This is a genomic window from Streptomyces liangshanensis, assembly GCF_011694815.1.
Taxonomy (GTDB): domain Bacteria; phylum Actinomycetota; class Actinomycetes; order Streptomycetales; family Streptomycetaceae; genus Streptomyces; species Streptomyces liangshanensis.
The window spans coordinates 3,508,733-3,526,854 of record NZ_CP050177.1; the positions used below are offsets into that span (position 1 = coordinate 3,508,733).

General features: G+C 71.4%; 17 protein-coding genes. 9 read left to right on the forward strand and 8 right to left on the reverse strand.

What is annotated here, in order from left to right; genetic code table 11:
* Window positions 1-76: 76 nt before the first annotated feature.
* The 5 genes from acs (at window position 77) to HA039_RS33995 (ending at window position 5,473) form a co-directional block, all read left to right on the forward strand.
* A complete protein-coding gene (gene acs, locus HA039_RS15120) occupies window positions 77-2,032 on the forward strand; it encodes an acetate--CoA ligase (RefSeq protein WP_167029433.1) in 1,956 nt (651 codons plus the stop codon).
* 235 nt (window positions 2,033-2,267) lie between these two features.
* Window positions 2,268-3,668, forward strand: a complete 1,401-nt coding sequence (gene nhaA, locus HA039_RS15125; RefSeq protein ID WP_425086347.1) for a Na+/H+ antiporter NhaA — start codon at window positions 2,268-2,270, stop codon at window positions 3,666-3,668.
* Between the two features lie 67 nt (window positions 3,669-3,735).
* Window positions 3,736-4,230, forward strand: a complete 495-nt coding sequence (locus HA039_RS15130) for a phage holin family protein (RefSeq protein WP_167036829.1) — start codon at window positions 3,736-3,738, stop codon at window positions 4,228-4,230.
* Window positions 4,227-5,150: an alpha/beta fold hydrolase gene (locus HA039_RS15135; protein WP_167029439.1), complete on the forward strand. Its 924-nt coding sequence runs from the start codon at window positions 4,227-4,229 to the stop codon at window positions 5,148-5,150. The genes HA039_RS15130 and HA039_RS15135 overlap by 4 nt, the downstream gene beginning before the upstream one ends.
* A gap of 143 nt (window positions 5,151-5,293) precedes the next feature.
* The gene (locus HA039_RS33995) at window positions 5,294-5,473 is read left to right on the forward strand and encodes a hypothetical protein (protein ID WP_167029442.1); all 180 of its coding nucleotides are present in this window, start codon (window positions 5,294-5,296) and stop codon (window positions 5,471-5,473) included.
* A gap of 63 nt (window positions 5,474-5,536) precedes the next feature.
* Here HA039_RS33995 and HA039_RS15145 read toward each other — a convergent pair whose 3' ends face one another.
* From HA039_RS15145 to nth, 3 genes are all read right to left on the reverse strand, one after another.
* Complete coding sequence (locus HA039_RS15145) at window positions 5,537-6,736, reverse strand: MarP family serine protease (protein ID WP_167029445.1); 1,200 nt, start codon at window positions 6,734-6,736, stop codon at window positions 5,537-5,539.
* A 93-nt stretch (window positions 6,737-6,829) separates the two neighbouring features.
* Window positions 6,830-7,549 (reverse strand): NUDIX hydrolase, encoded by a 720-nt coding sequence (locus HA039_RS15150; RefSeq protein WP_208298620.1) that lies wholly within the window; start codon window positions 7,547-7,549, stop codon window positions 6,830-6,832.
* Between the two features lie 267 nt (window positions 7,550-7,816).
* Window positions 7,817-8,713: an endonuclease III gene (gene nth, locus HA039_RS15155; protein ID WP_167036834.1), complete on the reverse strand. Its 897-nt coding sequence runs from the start codon at window positions 8,711-8,713 to the stop codon at window positions 7,817-7,819.
* Window positions 8,714-9,015: 302 nt separating this feature from the next.
* On the opposite strand from nth, the gene HA039_RS15160 reads away from it, so the two are divergent.
* The gene (locus HA039_RS15160; protein WP_161307922.1) at window positions 9,016-9,690 is read left to right on the forward strand and encodes a Crp/Fnr family transcriptional regulator; all 675 of its coding nucleotides are present in this window, start codon (window positions 9,016-9,018) and stop codon (window positions 9,688-9,690) included.
* 182 nt (window positions 9,691-9,872) lie between these two features.
* On the opposite strand, the gene HA039_RS15165 is transcribed toward HA039_RS15160, so the two are convergent.
* The 4 genes from HA039_RS15165 to sp36 all read right to left on the reverse strand — a co-directional run bounded on the left by HA039_RS15165 (window position 9,873) and on the right by sp36 (window position 12,422).
* Window positions 9,873-10,706 carry an MBL fold metallo-hydrolase gene (locus HA039_RS15165; RefSeq protein ID WP_167029448.1) on the reverse strand — a complete coding sequence of 278 codons (834 nt, stop codon included), beginning with the start codon at window positions 10,704-10,706 and terminating at the stop codon, window positions 9,873-9,875.
* Window positions 10,703-11,659, reverse strand: coding sequence for an NUDIX hydrolase (locus HA039_RS15170; RefSeq protein ID WP_167029451.1), 957 nt, complete (start codon window positions 11,657-11,659; stop codon window positions 10,703-10,705). Before HA039_RS15170 ends, HA039_RS15165 begins: the two co-directional genes overlap by 4 nt.
* A 113-nt stretch (window positions 11,660-11,772) precedes the next feature.
* Window positions 11,773-12,264, reverse strand: a complete 492-nt coding sequence (locus tag HA039_RS15175; RefSeq protein ID WP_167029454.1) for a RidA family protein — start codon at window positions 12,262-12,264, stop codon at window positions 11,773-11,775.
* On the reverse strand, window positions 12,261-12,422 hold the full coding sequence (sp36, locus tag HA039_RS15180; RefSeq protein ID WP_107018142.1) for a Sp36 family protein: 162 nt from the start codon (window positions 12,420-12,422) through the stop codon (window positions 12,261-12,263). The genes HA039_RS15175 and sp36 overlap by 4 nt, the downstream gene beginning before the upstream one ends.
* Window positions 12,423-12,539: 117 nt before the next feature.
* Between sp36 and bagA the strand changes: the two genes are divergently transcribed.
* Window positions 12,540-13,505 (forward strand): ATPase BagA, encoded by a 966-nt coding sequence (bagA, locus tag HA039_RS15185; RefSeq protein WP_167029458.1) that lies wholly within the window; start codon window positions 12,540-12,542, stop codon window positions 13,503-13,505.
* Window positions 13,502-14,878 (forward strand): ATPase BagB, encoded by a 1,377-nt coding sequence (gene bagB / locus HA039_RS15190; protein WP_167029462.1) that lies wholly within the window; start codon window positions 13,502-13,504, stop codon window positions 14,876-14,878. Before bagA ends, bagB begins: the two co-directional genes overlap by 4 nt.
* Before the next feature lie 195 nt (window positions 14,879-15,073).
* Here bagB and HA039_RS15195 read toward each other — a convergent pair whose 3' ends face one another.
* Entirely contained in the window at window positions 15,074-15,418 is a 345-nt protein-coding gene (locus HA039_RS15195; protein WP_208298803.1) for a WhiB family transcriptional regulator, read from the reverse strand.
* 396 nt (window positions 15,419-15,814) lie between these two features.
* Between HA039_RS15195 and HA039_RS15205 the strand changes: the two genes are divergently transcribed.
* A complete protein-coding gene (locus HA039_RS15205; RefSeq protein ID WP_167029465.1) occupies window positions 15,815-18,100 on the forward strand; it encodes a transglycosylase domain-containing protein in 2,286 nt (761 codons plus the stop codon).
* The last annotated feature ends 22 nt before the right edge of the window (window positions 18,101-18,122 follow it).

Sequence of the window (18,122 nt, forward strand, 5' to 3'; positions counted from 1 at the left end):
CACCCGGGCATCCGCCTGATGAGCTAGGCCAGGGACACATAGGACGCCCTGGGGACGCCCGGGAGAGGGAGATGTCGTGAGCAACGAAAGCCTGGCCAATCTGCTCAAGGAGGAGCGGCGGTTCGCGCCGCCGTCCGAGCTGGTCGCGCACGCCAATGTGACGGCGGAGGCCTACGAGCAGGCCGAGGCGGACCGGCTCGGCTTCTGGGCCGAGCAGGCGAGGCGGCTCACCTGGGTCACCGAGCCGACCGAGACGCTGGACTGGTCGAACCCGCCCTTCGCGAAGTGGTTCGCGGACGGTGAGCTCAACGTCGCGTACAACTGCGTGGACCGTCACGTGGAGGCCGGCAACGGCGACCGGGTCGCGATCCACTTCGAGGGAGAGCCGGGCGACAGCCGCTCGATCACCTACACGGAGCTCCAGGACGAGGTCTCCCGCGCCGCCAACGCGCTGACGGAGCTGGGCGTTCAGGCCGGCGACCGGGTCGCGGTCTACCTGCCGATGATCCCCGAGGCCGCGATCGCGATGCTCGCCTGCGCCCGGATCGGAGCGGCGCACTCCGTCGTCTTCGGCGGCTTCTCCGCCGACGCGGTCGCCTCCCGCATCCAGGACGCGGACGCCAAGGTCGTCATCACCGCCGACGGTGGCTACCGCCGCGGCAAGCCGACCGCGCTCAAGCCCGCCATCGACGAGGCGGTCACGAAGTGCCCGCAGGTCGAACACGTGCTGGTCGTGCGCCGTACGGGGCAGGACACCGCCTTCGACAGCACCCGTGACGTGTGGTGGCACGAGATCGTCGCCCGCCAGGCCGCGACCCACACCCCGCAGGCGTTCGGCGCGGAGCACCCCCTCTTCATCCTCTACACGTCCGGGACGACGGGGAAGCCGAAGGGCATCCTCCACACCTCCGGCGGCTACCTCACCCAGGCGGCCTACACCCACCACGCCGTCTTCGACCTCAAGCCCGAGTCGGACGTCTACTGGTGCACGGCCGACATCGGCTGGGTGACGGGCCACTCGTACATCGTGTACGGGCCGCTCGCCAACGGCGCCACGCAGGTCATGTACGAGGGCACCCCCGACACCCCGCACCAGGGGCGGTTCTGGGAGATCGTCCAGAAGTACGGGGTGACGATCCTCTACACCGCGCCGACCGCGATCCGTACGTTCATGAAGTGGGGCGACGACATCCCCGCCAAGTTCGACCTGAGCAGTCTCCGGGTCCTGGGCTCGGTCGGTGAGCCGATCAACCCCGAGGCGTGGATCTGGTACCGCGAGCACATCGGCGCCGGCAAGACCCCCATCGTGGACACCTGGTGGCAGACCGAGACCGGCGCGATGATGATCTCGCCGCTCCCCGGCGTCACCGAGACGAAGCCGGGCTCCGCCCAGCGCGCCCTGCCCGGCATCTCCGCCACGGTGGTGGACGACGAGGCCAACGAGGTCCCGAACGGGGGCGGCGGGTACCTGGTCCTGACCGAGCCGTGGCCCTCGATGCTCCGGACGATCTGGGGCGACGACCAGCGGTTCATCGACACGTACTGGTCCCGCTTCGAGGGCAAGTACTTCGCCGGTGACGGCGCGAAGAAGGACGACGACGGGGACATCTGGCTGCTGGGCCGGGTGGACGACGTCATGCTGATCTCGGGTCACAACATCTCGACCACCGAGGTCGAGTCGGCGCTCGTCTCGCACCCCAAGGTCGCGGAGGCCGCCGTGGTCGGCGCCGCCGACGAGACCACCGGCCAGGCCATCGTGGCGTTCGTCATCCTGCGCGGCACCGCCAGCGTCGACGACGGGCTCGTCGCCGAGCTGCGCAACCACGTCGGTACGGCCCTGGGCCCGATCGCCAAGCCCAAGCGGATCCTGCCGGTGGCGGAGCTGCCGAAGACCCGCTCGGGCAAGATCATGCGGCGCCTGCTGCGCGACGTGGCCGAGAACAGGACCCTCGGGGACGTCACGACCCTCACCGACTCCTCCGTCATGGACCTCATCCAGACGCAGCTGCCGTCGGCCACCACCGAGGACTGACCGCCACCGCGCGAAGCGGCCGGAGCACCGAGCCCCGCCGCGCGCACGAACCGTCCGTATCGGGGCACCCGGGTCAACACCCCGGGTGCCCCGGCGCGCACCCGGGTACGGTGTGCGGGACGCCAACAAATCAACACCGCCAACAAATCAACACCGAGCATTCTGGGTGCGCCGGGAAGTCTGGTCGGCAACGTGATCCGCCATGTCCGCCGAACCGCCCCGGAGGTACGACCCCGTGCCAGCCCCCACGGCCACCACGGCCCGCAAGTTCCTCGGCCGGCTGCCGCTGCCCGAGCGCAACCACCTCGCCGACGCGCTGCGTACCGAGACGGTGGGCGGACTGCTCCTCCTCGCCGCTGCCGTCGCGGCCCTGATCTGGGCCAACACCCCGGCGAGCGCCTCGTACGCCTCCGTACGTGACTTCCACCTCGGCCCCGCCGCCCTCGGCCTGCACCTCTCCGTCCAGCACTGGGCGGCCGACGGCCTCCTCGCCGTCTTCTTCTTCGTGGCCGGCGTGGAGCTGAAGCGCGAGCTGGTCGCCGGCGAGCTGCGCGATCCCCGGGCCGCCGCCCTCCCCGTCATCGCCGCGCTCTGCGGGATGGCGACCCCGGCGCTCGTCTACCTGGTCGTGAACGTGGTGGGCGGCGGGTCCCTCGACGGCTGGGCCGTGCCCACGGCCACCGACATCGCCTTCGCCCTCGCCGTCCTGGCCGTCCTCGGCACCTCCCTGCCCGCCGCGCTCCGCGCCTTCCTCCTCACCCTCGCCGTCGTCGACGACCTCTTCGCGATCCTGATCATCGCCGTCTTCTTCACGAGCGACCTGGACTTCGCCGCGCTCGGCGGCGCGTTCGCCGGCCTCGCGCTCTTCTGGCTGCTGCTCAGGAAGGGCGTCAAGGGCTGGTACGTGTACGTCCCGCTCGCCCTCGTCAACTGGGGGCTCATGTACAACAGCGGCGTCCACGCCACCATCGCGGGCGTGGCGATGGGCCTGATGCTCCGCTGCGTCAGGACCGGCGACGAGACCCGGTCCCCGGGCGAGCGCGTCGAGCACCTGGTGCGCCCCCTGTCGGCGGGGGTCGCCGTGCCCGTGTTCGCGCTCTTCTCCGCGGGCGTACTGGTGACCGGGAGCGTCCTCGGCGACGTCTTCACCCGCCCGGAGACCCTCGGGGTGGTCCTGGGGCTGGTGGCGGGCAAGGCCGTCGGCATCTTCGGCGGTACGTGGCTCGCGGCGCGCTTCACGCGGGCGCGCCTCAACGAGGACCTGGCCTGGCCCGACGTGTTCGCGGTCGCCGTCCTCGCCGGGATCGGCTTCACCGTGTCGCTCCTCATCGGCGAACTGGCGTTCGCCGGGAACGCGGCGCTCACCGACGAGGTGAAGGCCTCCGTCCTGCTCGGCTCCCTCGTGGCGGCGGTCCTCGCCGGCGTGCTGCTCAAGCTGCGCGTACGGACCTACCGGGCGCTGTACGAGGCCGAGGAGCGCGACGAGGACGAGGACGGCGTACCGGACATCTATGAACAGGACGATCCCGGGTATCACCTGCGCATGGCCGCGATCTTCGAGGCGAAGGCCGCCGAGCACCGCCGTCTGGCGGAACACGCGGGGGCAACGCGCGATGACGGCGACGGTCCGGCATGATCTGACAACGGATCCGCCACACATGACCCACACACGCGAGACCCAGAGCGAGAAGAGGGAGTCACCGATGAGCGACCCCGGCAGGAAAGCCGCCGACGCAGTCCGGACCGGCGTCATCGTGGAACCCGTCAGTGCCGACCGCAGCCTCGGCCAGCTGGTCGCCGAGGCGACGACCGAGCTGTCCGGGCTGGTGCACGACGAGATCGCGCTCGCCAAGGCGGAGATCCGGGAGGACGTCAAGCGGGGCGCGATCGGCGGCGGGGCCATCGCCGTCGCGGGGATCCTCGCCCTCTTCTCGCTGCCGGTGTTCAGCTTCGCGGCGGCGTACGGCATCCACAACTGGGGACTGGGCCTCGCCTGGTCGTTCCTGATCGTGGGCGGGGCGTTCGTGGTGCTCGCGGGCCTGCTGGCCGGGCTCGCCGTACTCAAGTTCAAGAAGATCAAGCCGCCGGAGAAGACCATCGCCTCGTCCAAGGAGACGGCGGCCGTTCTCCAGAACGCGAAGCCTCACCCCCGGGGGGTCCGGCAGGAGACCAAGTCTGTGGCACGCTCGTCCGCATGACCGTCCCTGATTCCGCCTCCGCCGTCCGCCTCGATGGCCCGTGGGTCCACCGCGACGTGGCGGCCAACGGCGCGCGCTTCCACATCGCCGAGGTGGGCGACGGACCGCTGGTGCTGCTGCTGCACGGGTTCCCGCAGTTCTGGTGGACGTGGCGGCACCAGCTGACTGCGCTCGCGGACGCCGGGTACCGGGCGGTCGCCATGGACCTGCGGGGGGTGGGCGGCAGCGACCGTACGCCGCGGGGGTACGACCCCGCCAACCTGGCGCTCGACATCACCGGCGTCGTGCGCTCCCTCGGCGAGCCCGACGCGGCCCTCGTGGGGCACGACCTGGGCGGCTACCTCGCGTGGACGGCCGCCGTCATGCGGCCCAAGCTGGTGCGCAGGCTCGCGGTGTCCTCGATGCCGCACCCGCGCCGCTGGCGCTCCTCGATGCTCTCCGACCTGTCGCAGAGCCGGGCCGGCTCGTACATCTGGGGCTTCCAGCGGCCGTGGCTGCCGGAACGTCAGCTCGTGGCGGACGACGCGGCGCTGGTGGGGCAGCTGATCCGGGAGTGGTCGGGGCCGACCCTGCCGGACGAGGAGGCGATCGGCGTCTACCGGCGGGCGATGACCATCCCGTCCACGGCGCACTGCTCGATCGAGCCGTACCGCTGGATGGTGCGGTCGATGGCCCGTCCGGACGGCATCCAGTTCAACCGGCGCATGAAGCGCCCGGTACGGGTGCCCACCCTCCAGCTGCACGGGTCGCTGGACCCGGCGATGCGTACGCGCAGCACGGCGGGGTCGGCGGAGTACGTGGAGGCGCCCTACCGGTGGCGGCTCTTCGACGGGCTCGGGCACTTCCCGCACGAGGAGGACCCGGCGGCGTTCTCCTCGGAGCTGATCAACTGGCTGAAGGACCCGGAACCGGACCGCTGAGGGGGCGTCGGGCGGCGCCGGAACGGTCCTCCCGAGCCCCACCGCGAACACCTGTCCTACGAAGCGCCACTTGCCGGGCGCATAGGCCAATTGGCCCTCCCCCAGGCGGTTATCGACCTTGGGGCACGGGCACACGTCCCCGTATGGGCTGGACGCACGACTACGGTGACGCACCACGCAAGCGCCGCTCGGCCACCGCGCCGATCACCCACGAGAGGGGCGGCCCGCCGGATCGAGCACACGATCCGAGGCTCGGCATTTCCCTCATCCTCCGCCGCAGGGCCCGCTGGGTCTCCGCGCGGCTGCGCCACCCGCGCACGTAGCCACGAGCGGCCCGCCCGCGCGGATCCGGTGGATCCGCCACCGGGCCACGGTCCGCCGTCGGGCTACAGCGCGCACCCCTGGCTGTCGACCTCCTGATTGGCCGTACGGCCCTTCTCGATGTCCTCGCGGATCTCGTCGACCGTCAGGGCGTACCCCGTGTTCGCGTCGTCGAGCGACCGCGCGAAGATCACGCCGTACACCTTGCCGTCCGGCGTGAGCAGCGGGCCGCCCGAGTTGCCCTGGCGCACGGTCGTGAACAGCGAGTACACCTGGCGGCTGACCTCGCCCCGGTGGTAGATGTCGGGCCCGTTGGCGTTGATACGGCCCCGGACGCGCGCGGAGCGCACGTCGTACGCGCCGTTCTCGGGGAAGCCCGCGACGATCGCGTTGGCACCGCTGCTCGCCTCGCTGCCGCTGAAGCGGAGCGGGGTCGCGGGCAGGTCCGGCACGTCCAGGACGGCGATGTCGCGCCGCCAGTCGTAGAGGACGACCTTCGCGTCGTACAGCTTGCCCTCGCCGCCTATCTGGACCGTCGGCTGCTCCACGCCGCCGACCACGTGCGCGTTGGTCATCACGCGGCGGTCCGCGAAGACGAACCCGGAGCCTTCGAGGACCTTGCCGCAGCTCTGCGCCGTACCGACCACCTTGACGATGGACCGCTGCGCGCGGGCCGCGACGGGGCTGCCCGCGAGGGCGGGGTCGGGGGGCTGGACCGCGGTGATCGGCTCGTTGGCGAAGGGGCTGAAGACCTGCGGGAAGCCGTTCTGCGCGAGGACGGACGAGAAGTCCGAGAACCACGTGGAGGCCTGGCCGGGCATCACCCGGGAGACCCCGAGGAGCACCTTGGAGCTGCGGACCTCCTTGCCGAGCGTCGGCAGTGTCGTCCCCGCGAGGGCGGAGCCGATCAGCCAGGCGACCAGCAGCATGGCGAACACGTTGACCAGCGCCCCGCCGGACGCGTCCAGGGCGCGGGCCGGGGACCACGTGATGTAGCGGCGGAGCTTGTTGCCGAGGTGGGTCGTGAAGGCCTGCCCGATGGAGGCGCAGACGATGACGATCACGACCGCGACGACGGCGGCCGTGGTGGAGACCTCCGCGTCCTCGGTGAGGTTGTCCCAGACCACCGGGAGCAGGTACACGGCGACCAGGCCGCCCCCGAGGAAGCCGACGACCGACAGGATGCCGACCACGAAGCCCTGGCGGTAGCCGACGATCGCGAACCACACGGCGGCGAGCAGCAGCAGGATGTCCAGCACGTTCACCGTCGTTAGCCTCGCAGATTCGTCAACGGCCTGGGCAGCGGGGTCGGGCGGGGGCGGCGCGCGGGGGCCGGCGCGTCCCCCGGAGTCAGCGTGTCACGCGCGCCAGTCCAGTGGGACCTCCTTCGAGCGGTCCCAGGGGACCTCGAAGCCGGCGAAATGCAGGATGCGGTCGATGAGTCCGGCGGTGAAGCCCCAGACCAGGGTGGACGCGACCAGGAACGCCGGGCCCACGTACCCGCTCGGGTGCAGGGCGCTGACCCGGTGGTCGGGGTCCGTGAGCTCCGCCACGGGGACGGTGAAGACGCGGGCGGTCTCGGCGGGGTCGACGGCGGCCACCGGGGTCGGCCGGCGCCACCAGCCGAGCACGGGCGTCACCACGAAGCCGCTGACGGGGATGTAGAGGGCGGGGAGCACCGCGAAGAGCTGGACCCCCGACGGGTCGAGGCCGGTCTCCTCCTCGGCCTCCCGCAGGGCGGCCCGCAGCGGTCCGGTGGTCGCCGGGTCGCCGTCCTCGGGGTCGAGCGCGCCGCCGGGGAACGACGGCTGGCCCGGGTGCGAGCGCAGGCTGCCCGCCCGCTCCATGAGGAGCAGCTCGGGGCCGCGCTCGCCCTCCCCGAAGAGGATGAGCACGGCGGACTGGCGTCCGCCGCCGCTCTTGGGCGGCAGGAAACGGCTCAGCTGCTCGGGCGCCACGCCGAGCGCGGCGCGCGCGACGGGCATGAGCCACTCGGGCAGCCCGTCCGTGGTCACGTCGAGCCCGGTCGTCCCGTCGTCGTACATCCGGTCGTGGTACGTCCTGTCAGCGCGCGTCATCTGCACCCCTGTCGCATAACGCCTGCCGTCGGCCGGATCGTTCCGCCCTCGTCCGGCTCCGCCCGTGTGTGTCGCCGCGCGGCCGTCACGCGTCGCCGCACGGCACTCGCGTCGTGCGGCTGTGACGTCATACGGCGGGGGCCCCTCATACGCTCAACGCGCGCGGTTCTTCTGTGCGACCGCGCTCTGTACGGGGGCTGTCAGCCCCCGTACAGCGGTCAGCCCCCCGTACAGCGGTCAGCCCCCGGTCCACCGGCCGCCCGTCGCTCATTCGGCCCCCGCGTCGCCGCCGGTCCCGGCGTCCGCGCTCGCGCCCAGCGGGGGCGCGGGCCTGCCCGGGTAGTCGGGGGGCGGGCTCAGGCGCTGGCCCGGGTAGCCGCCCTTCTCGTACTTGAGGAGCTTCTCCGCCTTCTCCGGGTCCGTCTCCCCCACCCCGTACGACGGACAGAGGTGCGCGATCGGGCAGGCGCCGCACGCGGGCTTGCGTGAGTGGCAGATCCGGCGGCCGTGGAAGATCACCCGGTGCGAGAGCATCGTCCACTCGCTCTTGGGGAAGATCGCCTCGATCTCCGCCTCGACCTTCTCCGGGTCCTCCTGCTCCGTCCACTTCCAGCGGCGCACCAGCCGGCCGAAGTGGGTGTCGACCGTCAGGCCGGGGACCCCGAACGCGTTGCCCAGCACCACGTTCGCCGTCTTGCGCCCCACTCCGGGCAGCGTCACCAGGTCGGCGAGGCGGCCGGGGACCTCGCCGCCGAAGTTGTCGCGGAGCGCCTTCGACAGCCCTATGACGGACCGCGCCTTGGCCCGGAAGAAGCCCGTCGGGCGGATGATCTGCTCCAGCTCCTCGGGCACGGCGGCGGCCATGTCCTCGGGCGTGGGGTAGGCGGCGAAGAGCGCGGGGGTGGTCTGGTTCACCCGCAGGTCGGTCGTCTGGGCGGACAGGACCGTCGCGATCAGCAGCTCGAACGGATTCCGGAAGTCCAGCTCCGGGTGGGCGTACGGATAGACATCGGCCAGCTCGCGGTTGATCCGCCGGGCCCGCCGGACCATGGCCAGTCTCGATTCCGGTTTCGCCGCGCTACGGACGGGCGTAGCGGCTTTCGTCGCTTTTCTCGGTTTCTCCGAGGGCTGTTCGCCCACAGCGGAATTGTGGTCGGCCGCCACTTCTCCAGCCCCCTCTGCCTGCGCTGTCACCGGCTTTTTGGACACCCGGCCAGCCTAAAGCCCTGCACCGACATCCGCCCCGGCCACGGCCGATCACCACCCGAATCGGCCTCCCGGGCACGGTCCGGGGCCCCTGTACGTCAAGCTTGTGACCGATCACACGGTTTCGAACACGGGGTGGCACGGCAGACGGCGAGAGGGCCGTGAGATACGGAGCCACCCGAGAACGGACAGCACGTACGGCATTATGGGGACCCTGGTTCCGCTCTGGTTCCCTGAGCAGGTCGACAAGGAGAGAACACGTGGACGACGTTCTGCGGCGTGCCCCGCTCTTCGCGGCGCTCGATGACGAGCAGGCCGGAGAGCTCCGCGCCTCCATGAGTGAAGCGACGCTGGCCCGCGGTGATGCTCTCTTCCACGAGGGCGACCCCGGCGACCGTCTCTATGTGGTCACCGAAGGCAAGGTCAAGCTCCACCGCACTTCCCCGGACGGCCGGGAGAACATGCTGGCCGTGCTGGGCCCCGGCGAGCTGATCGGCGAGCTGTCCCTCTTCGACCCCGGCCCGCGTACGGCCACGGCGAGCGCGCTCACCGAGGTCAAGCTGCTCGGCCTCGGCCACGGCGACCTCCAGCCCTGGCTGAACGCGCGGCCCGAGGTGGCCACGGCGCTGCTGCGCGCGGTCGCGCGCCGGCTCCGCAAGACCAACGACCAGATGTCCGACCTGGTCTTCTCCGACGTCCCGGGCCGGGTGGCCCGCGCGCTCCTCGACCTGTCGCGCCGCTTCGGCGTGCAGTCGGAGGAGGGCATCCACGTCGTGCACGACCTGACGCAGGAGGAGCTGGCCCAGCTGGTCGGCGCGTCCCGCGAGACGGTCAACAAGGCGCTCGCGGACTTCGCCCAGCGCGGGTGGCTGCGGCTGGAGGCGCGCGCGGTGATCCTGCTGGACGTGGAACGGCTCGCGAAGCGCTCGCGCTGACCCGCTGAGGCGCTGAGGCCCTGAGGCCCTGAGGTTCGACGCCCTCGGCCTGAACCCGCCGTATCCGTAGGACGACCTCCGTCCGGGCCGCCGCACCGGCGCCCGGACGGAGGTGTGTCGGGGGCGGGGTGAGGGGTGGCCCGCCGGCGGGTTGAGCGGCTGACCCCGGCGCCCCGCGGCGATCAGGTGATCAGGCCGTGTTCGCGCAAGTACTCCAGCTGCGCCCGTACCGACAGCTCCGCCGCCGGCCAGAGGGATCTGTCCACGGCCGCGTAGACCTGTTCCACCACCTCGGACGGGGTGCGGTGGCCGTTCTCGACGGCGGTCTCGACCTGGGCCAGCCGGTTCGCGCGGTGGGCGAGGTAGAACTCGACCGCCCCCTGGGCGTCCTCCAGCACGGGACCGTGGCCCGGGAGCACCGTATGAACGCCGTCGTCCACCGTCAGCGAGCGCAGGCGGCGCAGCGAGTCCAGGTAGTCGCCGAGCCTGCCGTCCGGGTGGGCGACGACCGTCGTCCCCCGGCCGAGAATCGTGTCGCCCGTCAGTACGGCGCGGTCGGCGGGCAGGTGGAAGCAGAGCGAGTCGCCGGTGTGGCCCGGGGTCGGGACGACCCGCAGTTCCAGCCCGCCGGTGGTGATCACGTCGCCCGCCGCGAGCCCTTCGTCGCCGAGGCGCAGCGCGGGGTCGAGGGCTCTGACGTGGGTACGGGTCAGCTGGGCGAAGCGCGCCGCGCCCTCGGCGTGGTCCGGGTGGCCGTGGGTGAGCAGGGTCAGCGCGACCCGCTTCCCGGCGCGCTCGGCGGTGGCGACGACCGCTTTCAGGTGGAGGTCGTCCAGGGGGCCGGGGTCGATGACCACGGCGAGGTCGGAGTCCGGCTCCGCGACGATCCAGGTGTTGGTGCCGTCCAGGGTCATGGCGGAGGCGTTGGGCGCGAGGACGTTGACGGCGCGGGTGGTGGCCGGGCCGGAGAGCGTGCCGCCGCGCGGCTGGCCGGGCAAGGCCGCGGCGTCCGTCATCGGGGCCCTCCCTCGGCTCGGGCCGCGGGATTGGCTCCCGGGGGCGTGGCCGCGCCCGTACCGACCGGGTCCACGCGCTTCGTGAACTCGTCGTGGCCCGGCCAGCTCAGTACCAGCTCGCCGTCCACCAGCCGGGCCGTCGCCAGCACGGGCGTCAGGTCCGGGCCCCCCGCGGCGGCGTCGTCGGCTGCTGCGGCGGCGGCGGCGAGCGCCTCGGCCGCCGAACCGTACGCCGTGAGCGCGCGCAGGGTCGAGACGGTCGGCGGCATCATCAGCAGGTCGCCCTTGTCGTACGCCTCGATGGCCGCGGCCGGCCTGATCCACACCGTACGGTCGGCCTCCGTGGACGCGTTCCTGGTGCGCTGCCCGGTCGGCAGGGCGGCCACGAAGAACCAGGTGTCGTAGCGGCGCGGTTCGAACTCCGGGGTGATCCAGCGCGCCCACGCGCCGAGCAGGTCGCTGCGCAGGACCAGGCCGCGGCGGTCGAGCAGGTCGGCGAAGGACAGCTCGTGGCGGACGAGGGCCGCGCGGTCGGCCTCCCAGTCGTCGCCGGTGGTGTCGCCGACGACGGTCCCGGGCGTCTCGCCCGCGAGCAGGACGCCGGCCTCCTCGAACGTCTCGCGGACGGCGGCGCAGACGATGGCCTGCGCGGAGGCCGCGTCGACGCCGAGGCGGCCCGCCCAGACGTCCCGGCCGGGCCCGGCCCAGCCGACCGGCCGGTTGTCGTCACGGGGGTCGACGCCGCCGCCGGGATAGACGTACGCGCCGGCCGCGAAGGCCATCGAGGCCTGCCGCCGCAACATGTGCACCTCGGGCCCGCGGAGGCCCGCGTGATCGTCACGCAGCAGCATCACGGTGGCCGCGCGCCGTGGCGTCACCGCGGTGATCTCACCGGCGGCGAGGGCCCGGATCCGTTCGGGCCACTCCGGCGGGTACCACTGACCATTGGGCATGGCGGGATGCTATGCGCTGAGGACCCGATGTTCGAGAGCCACCCGCCTCCCGAACGCGCTGCCCGCCCTCGGCAAGGCACCCGCCCGCACCGTCACGACTCAGGACGCCGGCCTCACGCCTCCGTCAGTTCCACCAGGATCTCGACCTCGACCGGCGCGTCCAGCGGCAGGACCGCGACGCCCACCGCGCTGCGCGCGTGCACGCCCTTGTCACCGAGGGCCTGGCCCAGGAGCTCGCTGGCGCCGTTGACCACCGCCGGCTGGCCGGTGAAGTCCGCCGCCGAGGCGACGAACCCCGTCACCTTCACCACCCGCGCGATGCGGTCCAGGTCGCCGGTGACCGACTTCACGGCGGCCAGGGCGTTCAGGGCGCAGATGCGCGCGAGGTCCTTCGCCTCCTCGGGCGTGACCTCGGCCCCGACCTTGCCGGTGACCGGAAGCTTGCCCTCCACCATCGGGAGCTGGCCCGACGTGTAGACGTAGAGGCCCGTCCGTACGGCCGGCTGGTACGACGCCAGCGGCGCGACCACCTCGGGCAGGGTCAGGCCGAGCCCGGCGAGGGCGGCCTCGACGGTCCCGGTCGCCGTGCTGTCCGACGCGCTCACGCGGCCCGCTCCCGCTTCAGGTAGGCCACGAGCTGCTCGGGGTTGTTCGGCCCGGGCACGACCTGGACGAGCTCCCAGCCGTCCTCGCCCCAGGTGTCCAGGATCTGCTTGGTCGCGTGCACGAGAAGGGGCACGGTCGCGTATTCCCACTTGGTCATGGGGGCGACTGTATCCGTACGGCGCGGGCGGCTGTATCCGTACCGCCCGGCGACCGTACGCGTACCGCCGGGCAGCCTCGTGCGTAGCCCGCGGCCTTACTGGTTAGGCTCGAATACGTGAGCAGGCTCCAGGTCGTCAGCGGCAAGGGCGGTACCGGTAAGACGACGGTCGCCGCCGCCCTCGCGCTCGCCCTCGCGACGGAGGGCAAGCGCACCCTCCTCGTCGAGGTCGAGGGCAGGCAGGGCATCGCACAGCTCTTCGAGACGGAGGCCCTTCCGTACGAGGAACGCAAGATCGCCGTCGCCTCGGGCGGCGGGGAGGTGTACGCGCTGGCGATCGACGCCGAGCGCGCCCTTCTCGACTACCTCCAGATGTTCTACAAGCTCGGCGGCGCGGGGCGGGCCCTCAAGAAGCTCGGCGCGATCGACTTCGCGACGACGATCGCCCCAGGCGTCCGGGACGTCCTGCTGACCGGCAAGGCGTGCGAGGCGGTCCGGCGCAGGGACAGGCAGGGACGTTTCGCCTACGACTACGTGGTGATGGACGCGCCGCCCACCGGGCGCATCACGCGCTTCCTGAACGTGAACGACGAGGTGGCGGGGCTGGCGAAGATCGGCCCCATACACAATCAGGCGCAGGCGGTGATGCGGGTCCTCAAGTCGCCGGGGACGGCCGTGCACCTGGTGACGCTGCTGGAGGAGATGCCGGTCCAGGAGACCGTGGACGGCATCGCCGAGCTGCGGGCCGTGGAGCTGCCGGTCGGCAAGGTGATCGTGAACCAGGTACGGCCCCATCTCCTGGACGAGGCAGCCGTGCGCGCCGCGTCGGGCGACCGTCGCAAGGAGGTCGCGAAGGCGCTCGGTACGGCGGGGGTCGGCGCCCCCACGAAGCTGGTGGGTCCGCTGCTCGACCAGGCGGCGGAGCACGCGCAGCGCGTGGAGCTGGAGCGCGAGCAGCGGGCGGTCCTGGCGAAGCTGGGCCTGCCCACGTACGAACTCCCCCTGATCGGCGAGGGGATGGACCTCGCCGGTCTCTACCGGCTGGCGGGGGAGCTACGGCAACTCGGGAAGGCCTTCGCATGACCCGGACCCAGCCCACCGCATCCGCCGCCGGCCGGACCTCCCCCGCCCTCGACGCCGCGGCCGCCCCCCTGGAGATCGATCCCCTGCTCGACGACCCGGACACCCGCATCATCGTGTGCTGCGGCTCCGGCGGCGTCGGCAAGACGACCACGGCGGCGGCTCTCGGCGTACGGGCGGCGGAGCGCGGGCGCAAGGTGGTCGTGCTCACGATCGACCCGGCCCGCCGGCTGGCCCAGTCCATGGGCATCGACTCGCTCGACAACACCCCGCGCCAGGTCAAGGGCGTCGAGGGTCCGGGCGAACTGCACGCCATGATGCTCGACATGAAGCGGACGTTCGACGAGATCGTCGAGGCGCACGCGGACCGCGACCGGGCGCGCGCCATCCTGGACAACCCCTTCTACCAGTCCCTGTCGGCCGGGTTCGCGGGCACGCAGGAGTACATGGCGATGGAGAAGCTCGGGCAGTTGCGGGCGCGGGACTCCTGGGACCTGATCATCGTCGACACCCCGCCCTCGCGCTCCGCGCTGGACTTCCTGGACGCGCCGAAGCGCCTCGGGTCGTTCCTGGACGGGAAGTTCATCAGGTTGCTGATGGCGCCGGCCAAGGTCGGCGGCCGGGCCGGGATGAAGTTCCTGAACGTCGGGATGTCGATGATGACCGGCACGATCGGGAAGGTGCTGGGCGGCCAGTTCCTCGGTGACGTGCAGATGTTCGTGACGGCGATGGACTCGATGTTCGGCGGGCTGCGGACGCGCGCGGAGGCGACGTACCGGCTCCTCCAGGCGCCCGGCACGGCGTTCCTGGTGGTCGCGGCGCCGGAGCGGGACGCCCTGCGCGAGGCGGCGTACTTCGTGGAGAGGCTGGCCGCCGAGGAGATGCCGCTGGCGGGTCTGGTGCTCAACCGGGTGCACGGCAGCGGCGCGGCGCGGCTCTCCGCCGAGCGCGCCCTGGCCGCCGCGGAAAATCTTGAAGAGGGCGGCATTGTGGATCAGGAGCCCGGGAATGCTCCTCCTCGTGGCGTCGCAGCCGCGGCAGGCTCCTCTCCCCGGGCCTCCGAGGCGCCGCCCGAGCCGCCCCCCGAGTCCCCCGAAGCCCCCGTGTCCGACTTGTCCACAACTGCGCCTGCCCCCGGGGCGGGTTCCGTCACACCTTCTGTCACAAGTGTGGAACAGCTGACCGCTGGTTTGCTGCGTCTGCACGCCGAACGGATGCAGGTGCTCGCGCGCGAACGACGCACGCGCGACCGCTTCACCGCGCTGCATCCGGAGGTCGCGGTGGCCGAGGTGGCCGCCCTGCCCGGCGACGTTCATGACCTCGCCGGGCTCAGGGCCATCGGTGATCACCTCGCGGCGGGTCGTAGTACGACCTGACCTGCGAGGACGCGCTCGGTGGCGCGGCTGATCGAGCCGCCACCACCGGTCCCACTACCGGGCCGTACCGCCGTCAGGCCGTACCGCCCACGCACTACCGGCCGCGCACGTCCGGACGCACACCGGACGTAGCAGTCGTACGCGCTCCACGTGCTGCGCGAGCCGTACGGGTCGTACGGATCCGTACGTCCGCCGCTATCCCGCGGCCGCGTACGTCTCGTACGTCTCGTCGTCCTCCAGGCCCACGGGCAGGAGGCCCGCGCCGCGCTCGTACTCGGTACGCGCGGTTTCGAGCAGTCTTCGCCACGACGTGACGGTCGGACGCCTGCGCAGCAACGCGCGGCGCTCCCGCTCCGTCATCCCACCCCACACGCCGAACTCGACGCGGTTGTCCAGCGCGTCCGCCAGGCACTCCGTGCGCACCGGGCAACCGGTGCACACCGCCTTGGCCCTGTTCTGCGCTGCACCTTGCACGAACAATTCATCCGGATCGGTAGTGCGGCAAGCTGCCTGCGCACTCCAGTCGGTTACCCAGCCCATTCCGGCGCCGTCCTCTCCCGAATCGAGGCTCCCCCACGGCGGCAGCGGCATATTCACCGCTGCCAGTTGAGGACGTTACGGAAGGCGGGCACAGCGCAACACCCCCTTCGGGCCCAATCTTGAATGGCCCGAACGGACTATGCGTGCGTGGTAGATCACCCAGGGGAGTGAGCGAAGGACATCACTCATGAACCCGGCACGGCGGGGCAAGAGGGGTGAGTCACAACGGACGTTCAGGGGCAGACATACTCAATACAGACGTGGCTCCCCGTGTTTCGGGTTCACGGGAAGTTCACACCGAGGGCTTGATGCGCAACCCCACTGCTGTGACAGTTGGATACAGCTTAGGCCAGAGCCTTGACGCGTGTCCGGCGAATGAGAACGTAGGCTGCCCTCATGCCAAAGAAGCGCTCGGGCGGGGGTCTGACCGGGACCCAGCAGGCCGCCAAATTCCTCGGTGTCAGTGTGCTCGCGGGAGCGGTGCTGGCGGGAATCGCCTTGCCGGCGTTCGGCGCGCTGGGACTCGCGGCCAAGGGAACGGTCGAGGGATTCGACGAGATCCCCGCCAATCTCAAGACGCCGCCGCTGAGCCAGCGCACCGAGATCCTGGACGCCGACGGCGGCCAGATCGCCACGGTCTACTCGCGTGACCGCACCGTCGTGCCGCTCAAGGACATCTCCCCGTACATGCAGAAGGCGATCGTCGCGATCGAGGACTCGCGCTTCTACGAGCACGGGGCGATCGACCTCAAGGGCGTGCTCCGCGCGGCCAATCGCAACGCGCAGTCGGGCGGGGTGTCGGAAGGCGCCTCGACACTGACCCAGCAGTACGTGAAGAACGTGTTCGTCGAGGAGGCCGGCGACGACGCGACGAAGTTCAAGCAGGCCACCCAGCAGACGCTGGGCCGCAAGATCCAGGAGTTGAAGTACGCGATCCAGGTCGAGGAAGAGCTCGGCAAGAAGAAGATCCTCGAGAACTATCTGAACATCACCTTCTTCGGTCAGCAGGCGTACGGCATCGAGGCCGCGTCGCAGCGGTACTTCTCCACGTCGGCGAAGAACCTGAGCCTCGGCCAGGCCGCCATGCTGGCGGGCATCGTCCAGTCGCCGACGCGCTACGACCCGGTCAACGACCCGGCGGAGGCGCAGAAACGCCGTAACACCGTCCTCCAGCGGATGGCCGACGTCGGCGCCGTCACGCAGGCCGAGGCCGACAAGGCCGGCGCCGAGCCGATCAAGCTGAAGGTCAGCAAGCCGAAGAACGGCTGCATCACCGCCGTCAGCGGCGCGGGCTTCTTCTGCGACTACGTCCGCGAGGTCTTCCTCACCGACCCGGTCTTCGGCAAGACGCGCGAGGCGCGCGCCAAGGTCTGGAACCAGGGCGGGCTGACGATCCGTACGACGCTGGACCCGCAGGCGCAGAAGTCGGCGCAGGCGTCGATCAAGGACCACGTCTACAAGAGCGACCCGGTCGCGACGGCGCTGTCGATCGTCGAGCCGGGCACCGGCAAGATCCTGGCCATGGGCCAGTCGCGGCCGTACGGCTTCGGGAAGAACGAGACCCAGATCAACCTGTCCGTGAACCAGAACATGGGCGGCGGCGCCGGGTACCAGCCGGGGTCGACGTTCAAGCCGATCGTCGCGGCGGCGGCGCTGGAGCAGGGCATTCCGGCGACGCAGCAGTTCCCGTCCCCGTACCAGATGACGTACCCGCGGCCGGTCCAGACCTGCGACGGTCCCTGGAACGACAGGGACGTCCCGGTCGAGAACGAGAACGAGTCGGAGCACGGCCCGTACGACATGAAGGAAGCGACCGCGAAGTCGGTCAACACCTACTACGTCGAGCTGATCAGCAAGATCGGCGTCTGCCCGGTGACCGACATGGCCACCAAGATGGGCGTCAAGCGGGCCGACGGCAACCGGATCCAGCAGGTGCCGTCGATCACCCTGGGCACGCAGGAGATGTCGCCGCTGACCATGGCGTCGGCGTACGCGACGTTCGCCAGCCGCGGCATGTACTGCTCGCCGATCGCGATCGAGTCGATCACCGGCCCCGGCAAGAAGCAGCTGCCGGTGCCGAAGTCGACCTGCAACCGCGCGATGTCCGAGAAGACCGCCGACACCATCAACACGCTGCTCAAGGGCGTGGTGGAGGACGGTACCGGTACGGAGGCGGGCCTCGGCCCGCAGCGGCCGAGCGCGGGCAAGACCGGTACGACGGACTACCGCTACGCGGCCTGGTTCGTCGGCTACACGCCGAACATGTCGGGCGCGGTGTGGGTCGGTGACCCGCAGCACAAGCGGAAGATGGTGAACATCACCATCGGTGGCGAGTACCAGGCGAAGGTCTTCGGTGGGCAGGTGCCGGGGCCGATCTGGAAGGACGCCATGACGGGCGCGCTGGCCGGGCACCCGGCTCCGCCGTTCAACGAGATCAGCATCCCGGATCCTCCGAGGAAGGACGCGAAGCCGGAGAACGGGGACGCTAAGCCGGGTGACATCGCGGGCCAGACGGACGGCGGGAACGGCGATGGCGGCGGCAACGGTGACGGTGGGAACGGGGGCGGTGGGAACGGCGGCGACAACCCCTTCCCGGACTTCTCGGTGCGGCCGGGGCTGCTGAGCGGCGGGAACGGCAACGGCGGCGGGAACGGCCAGGACGGCGGCGGAAACGGCCCGTAGGGGCCCTGCTCCTCCGTACCTG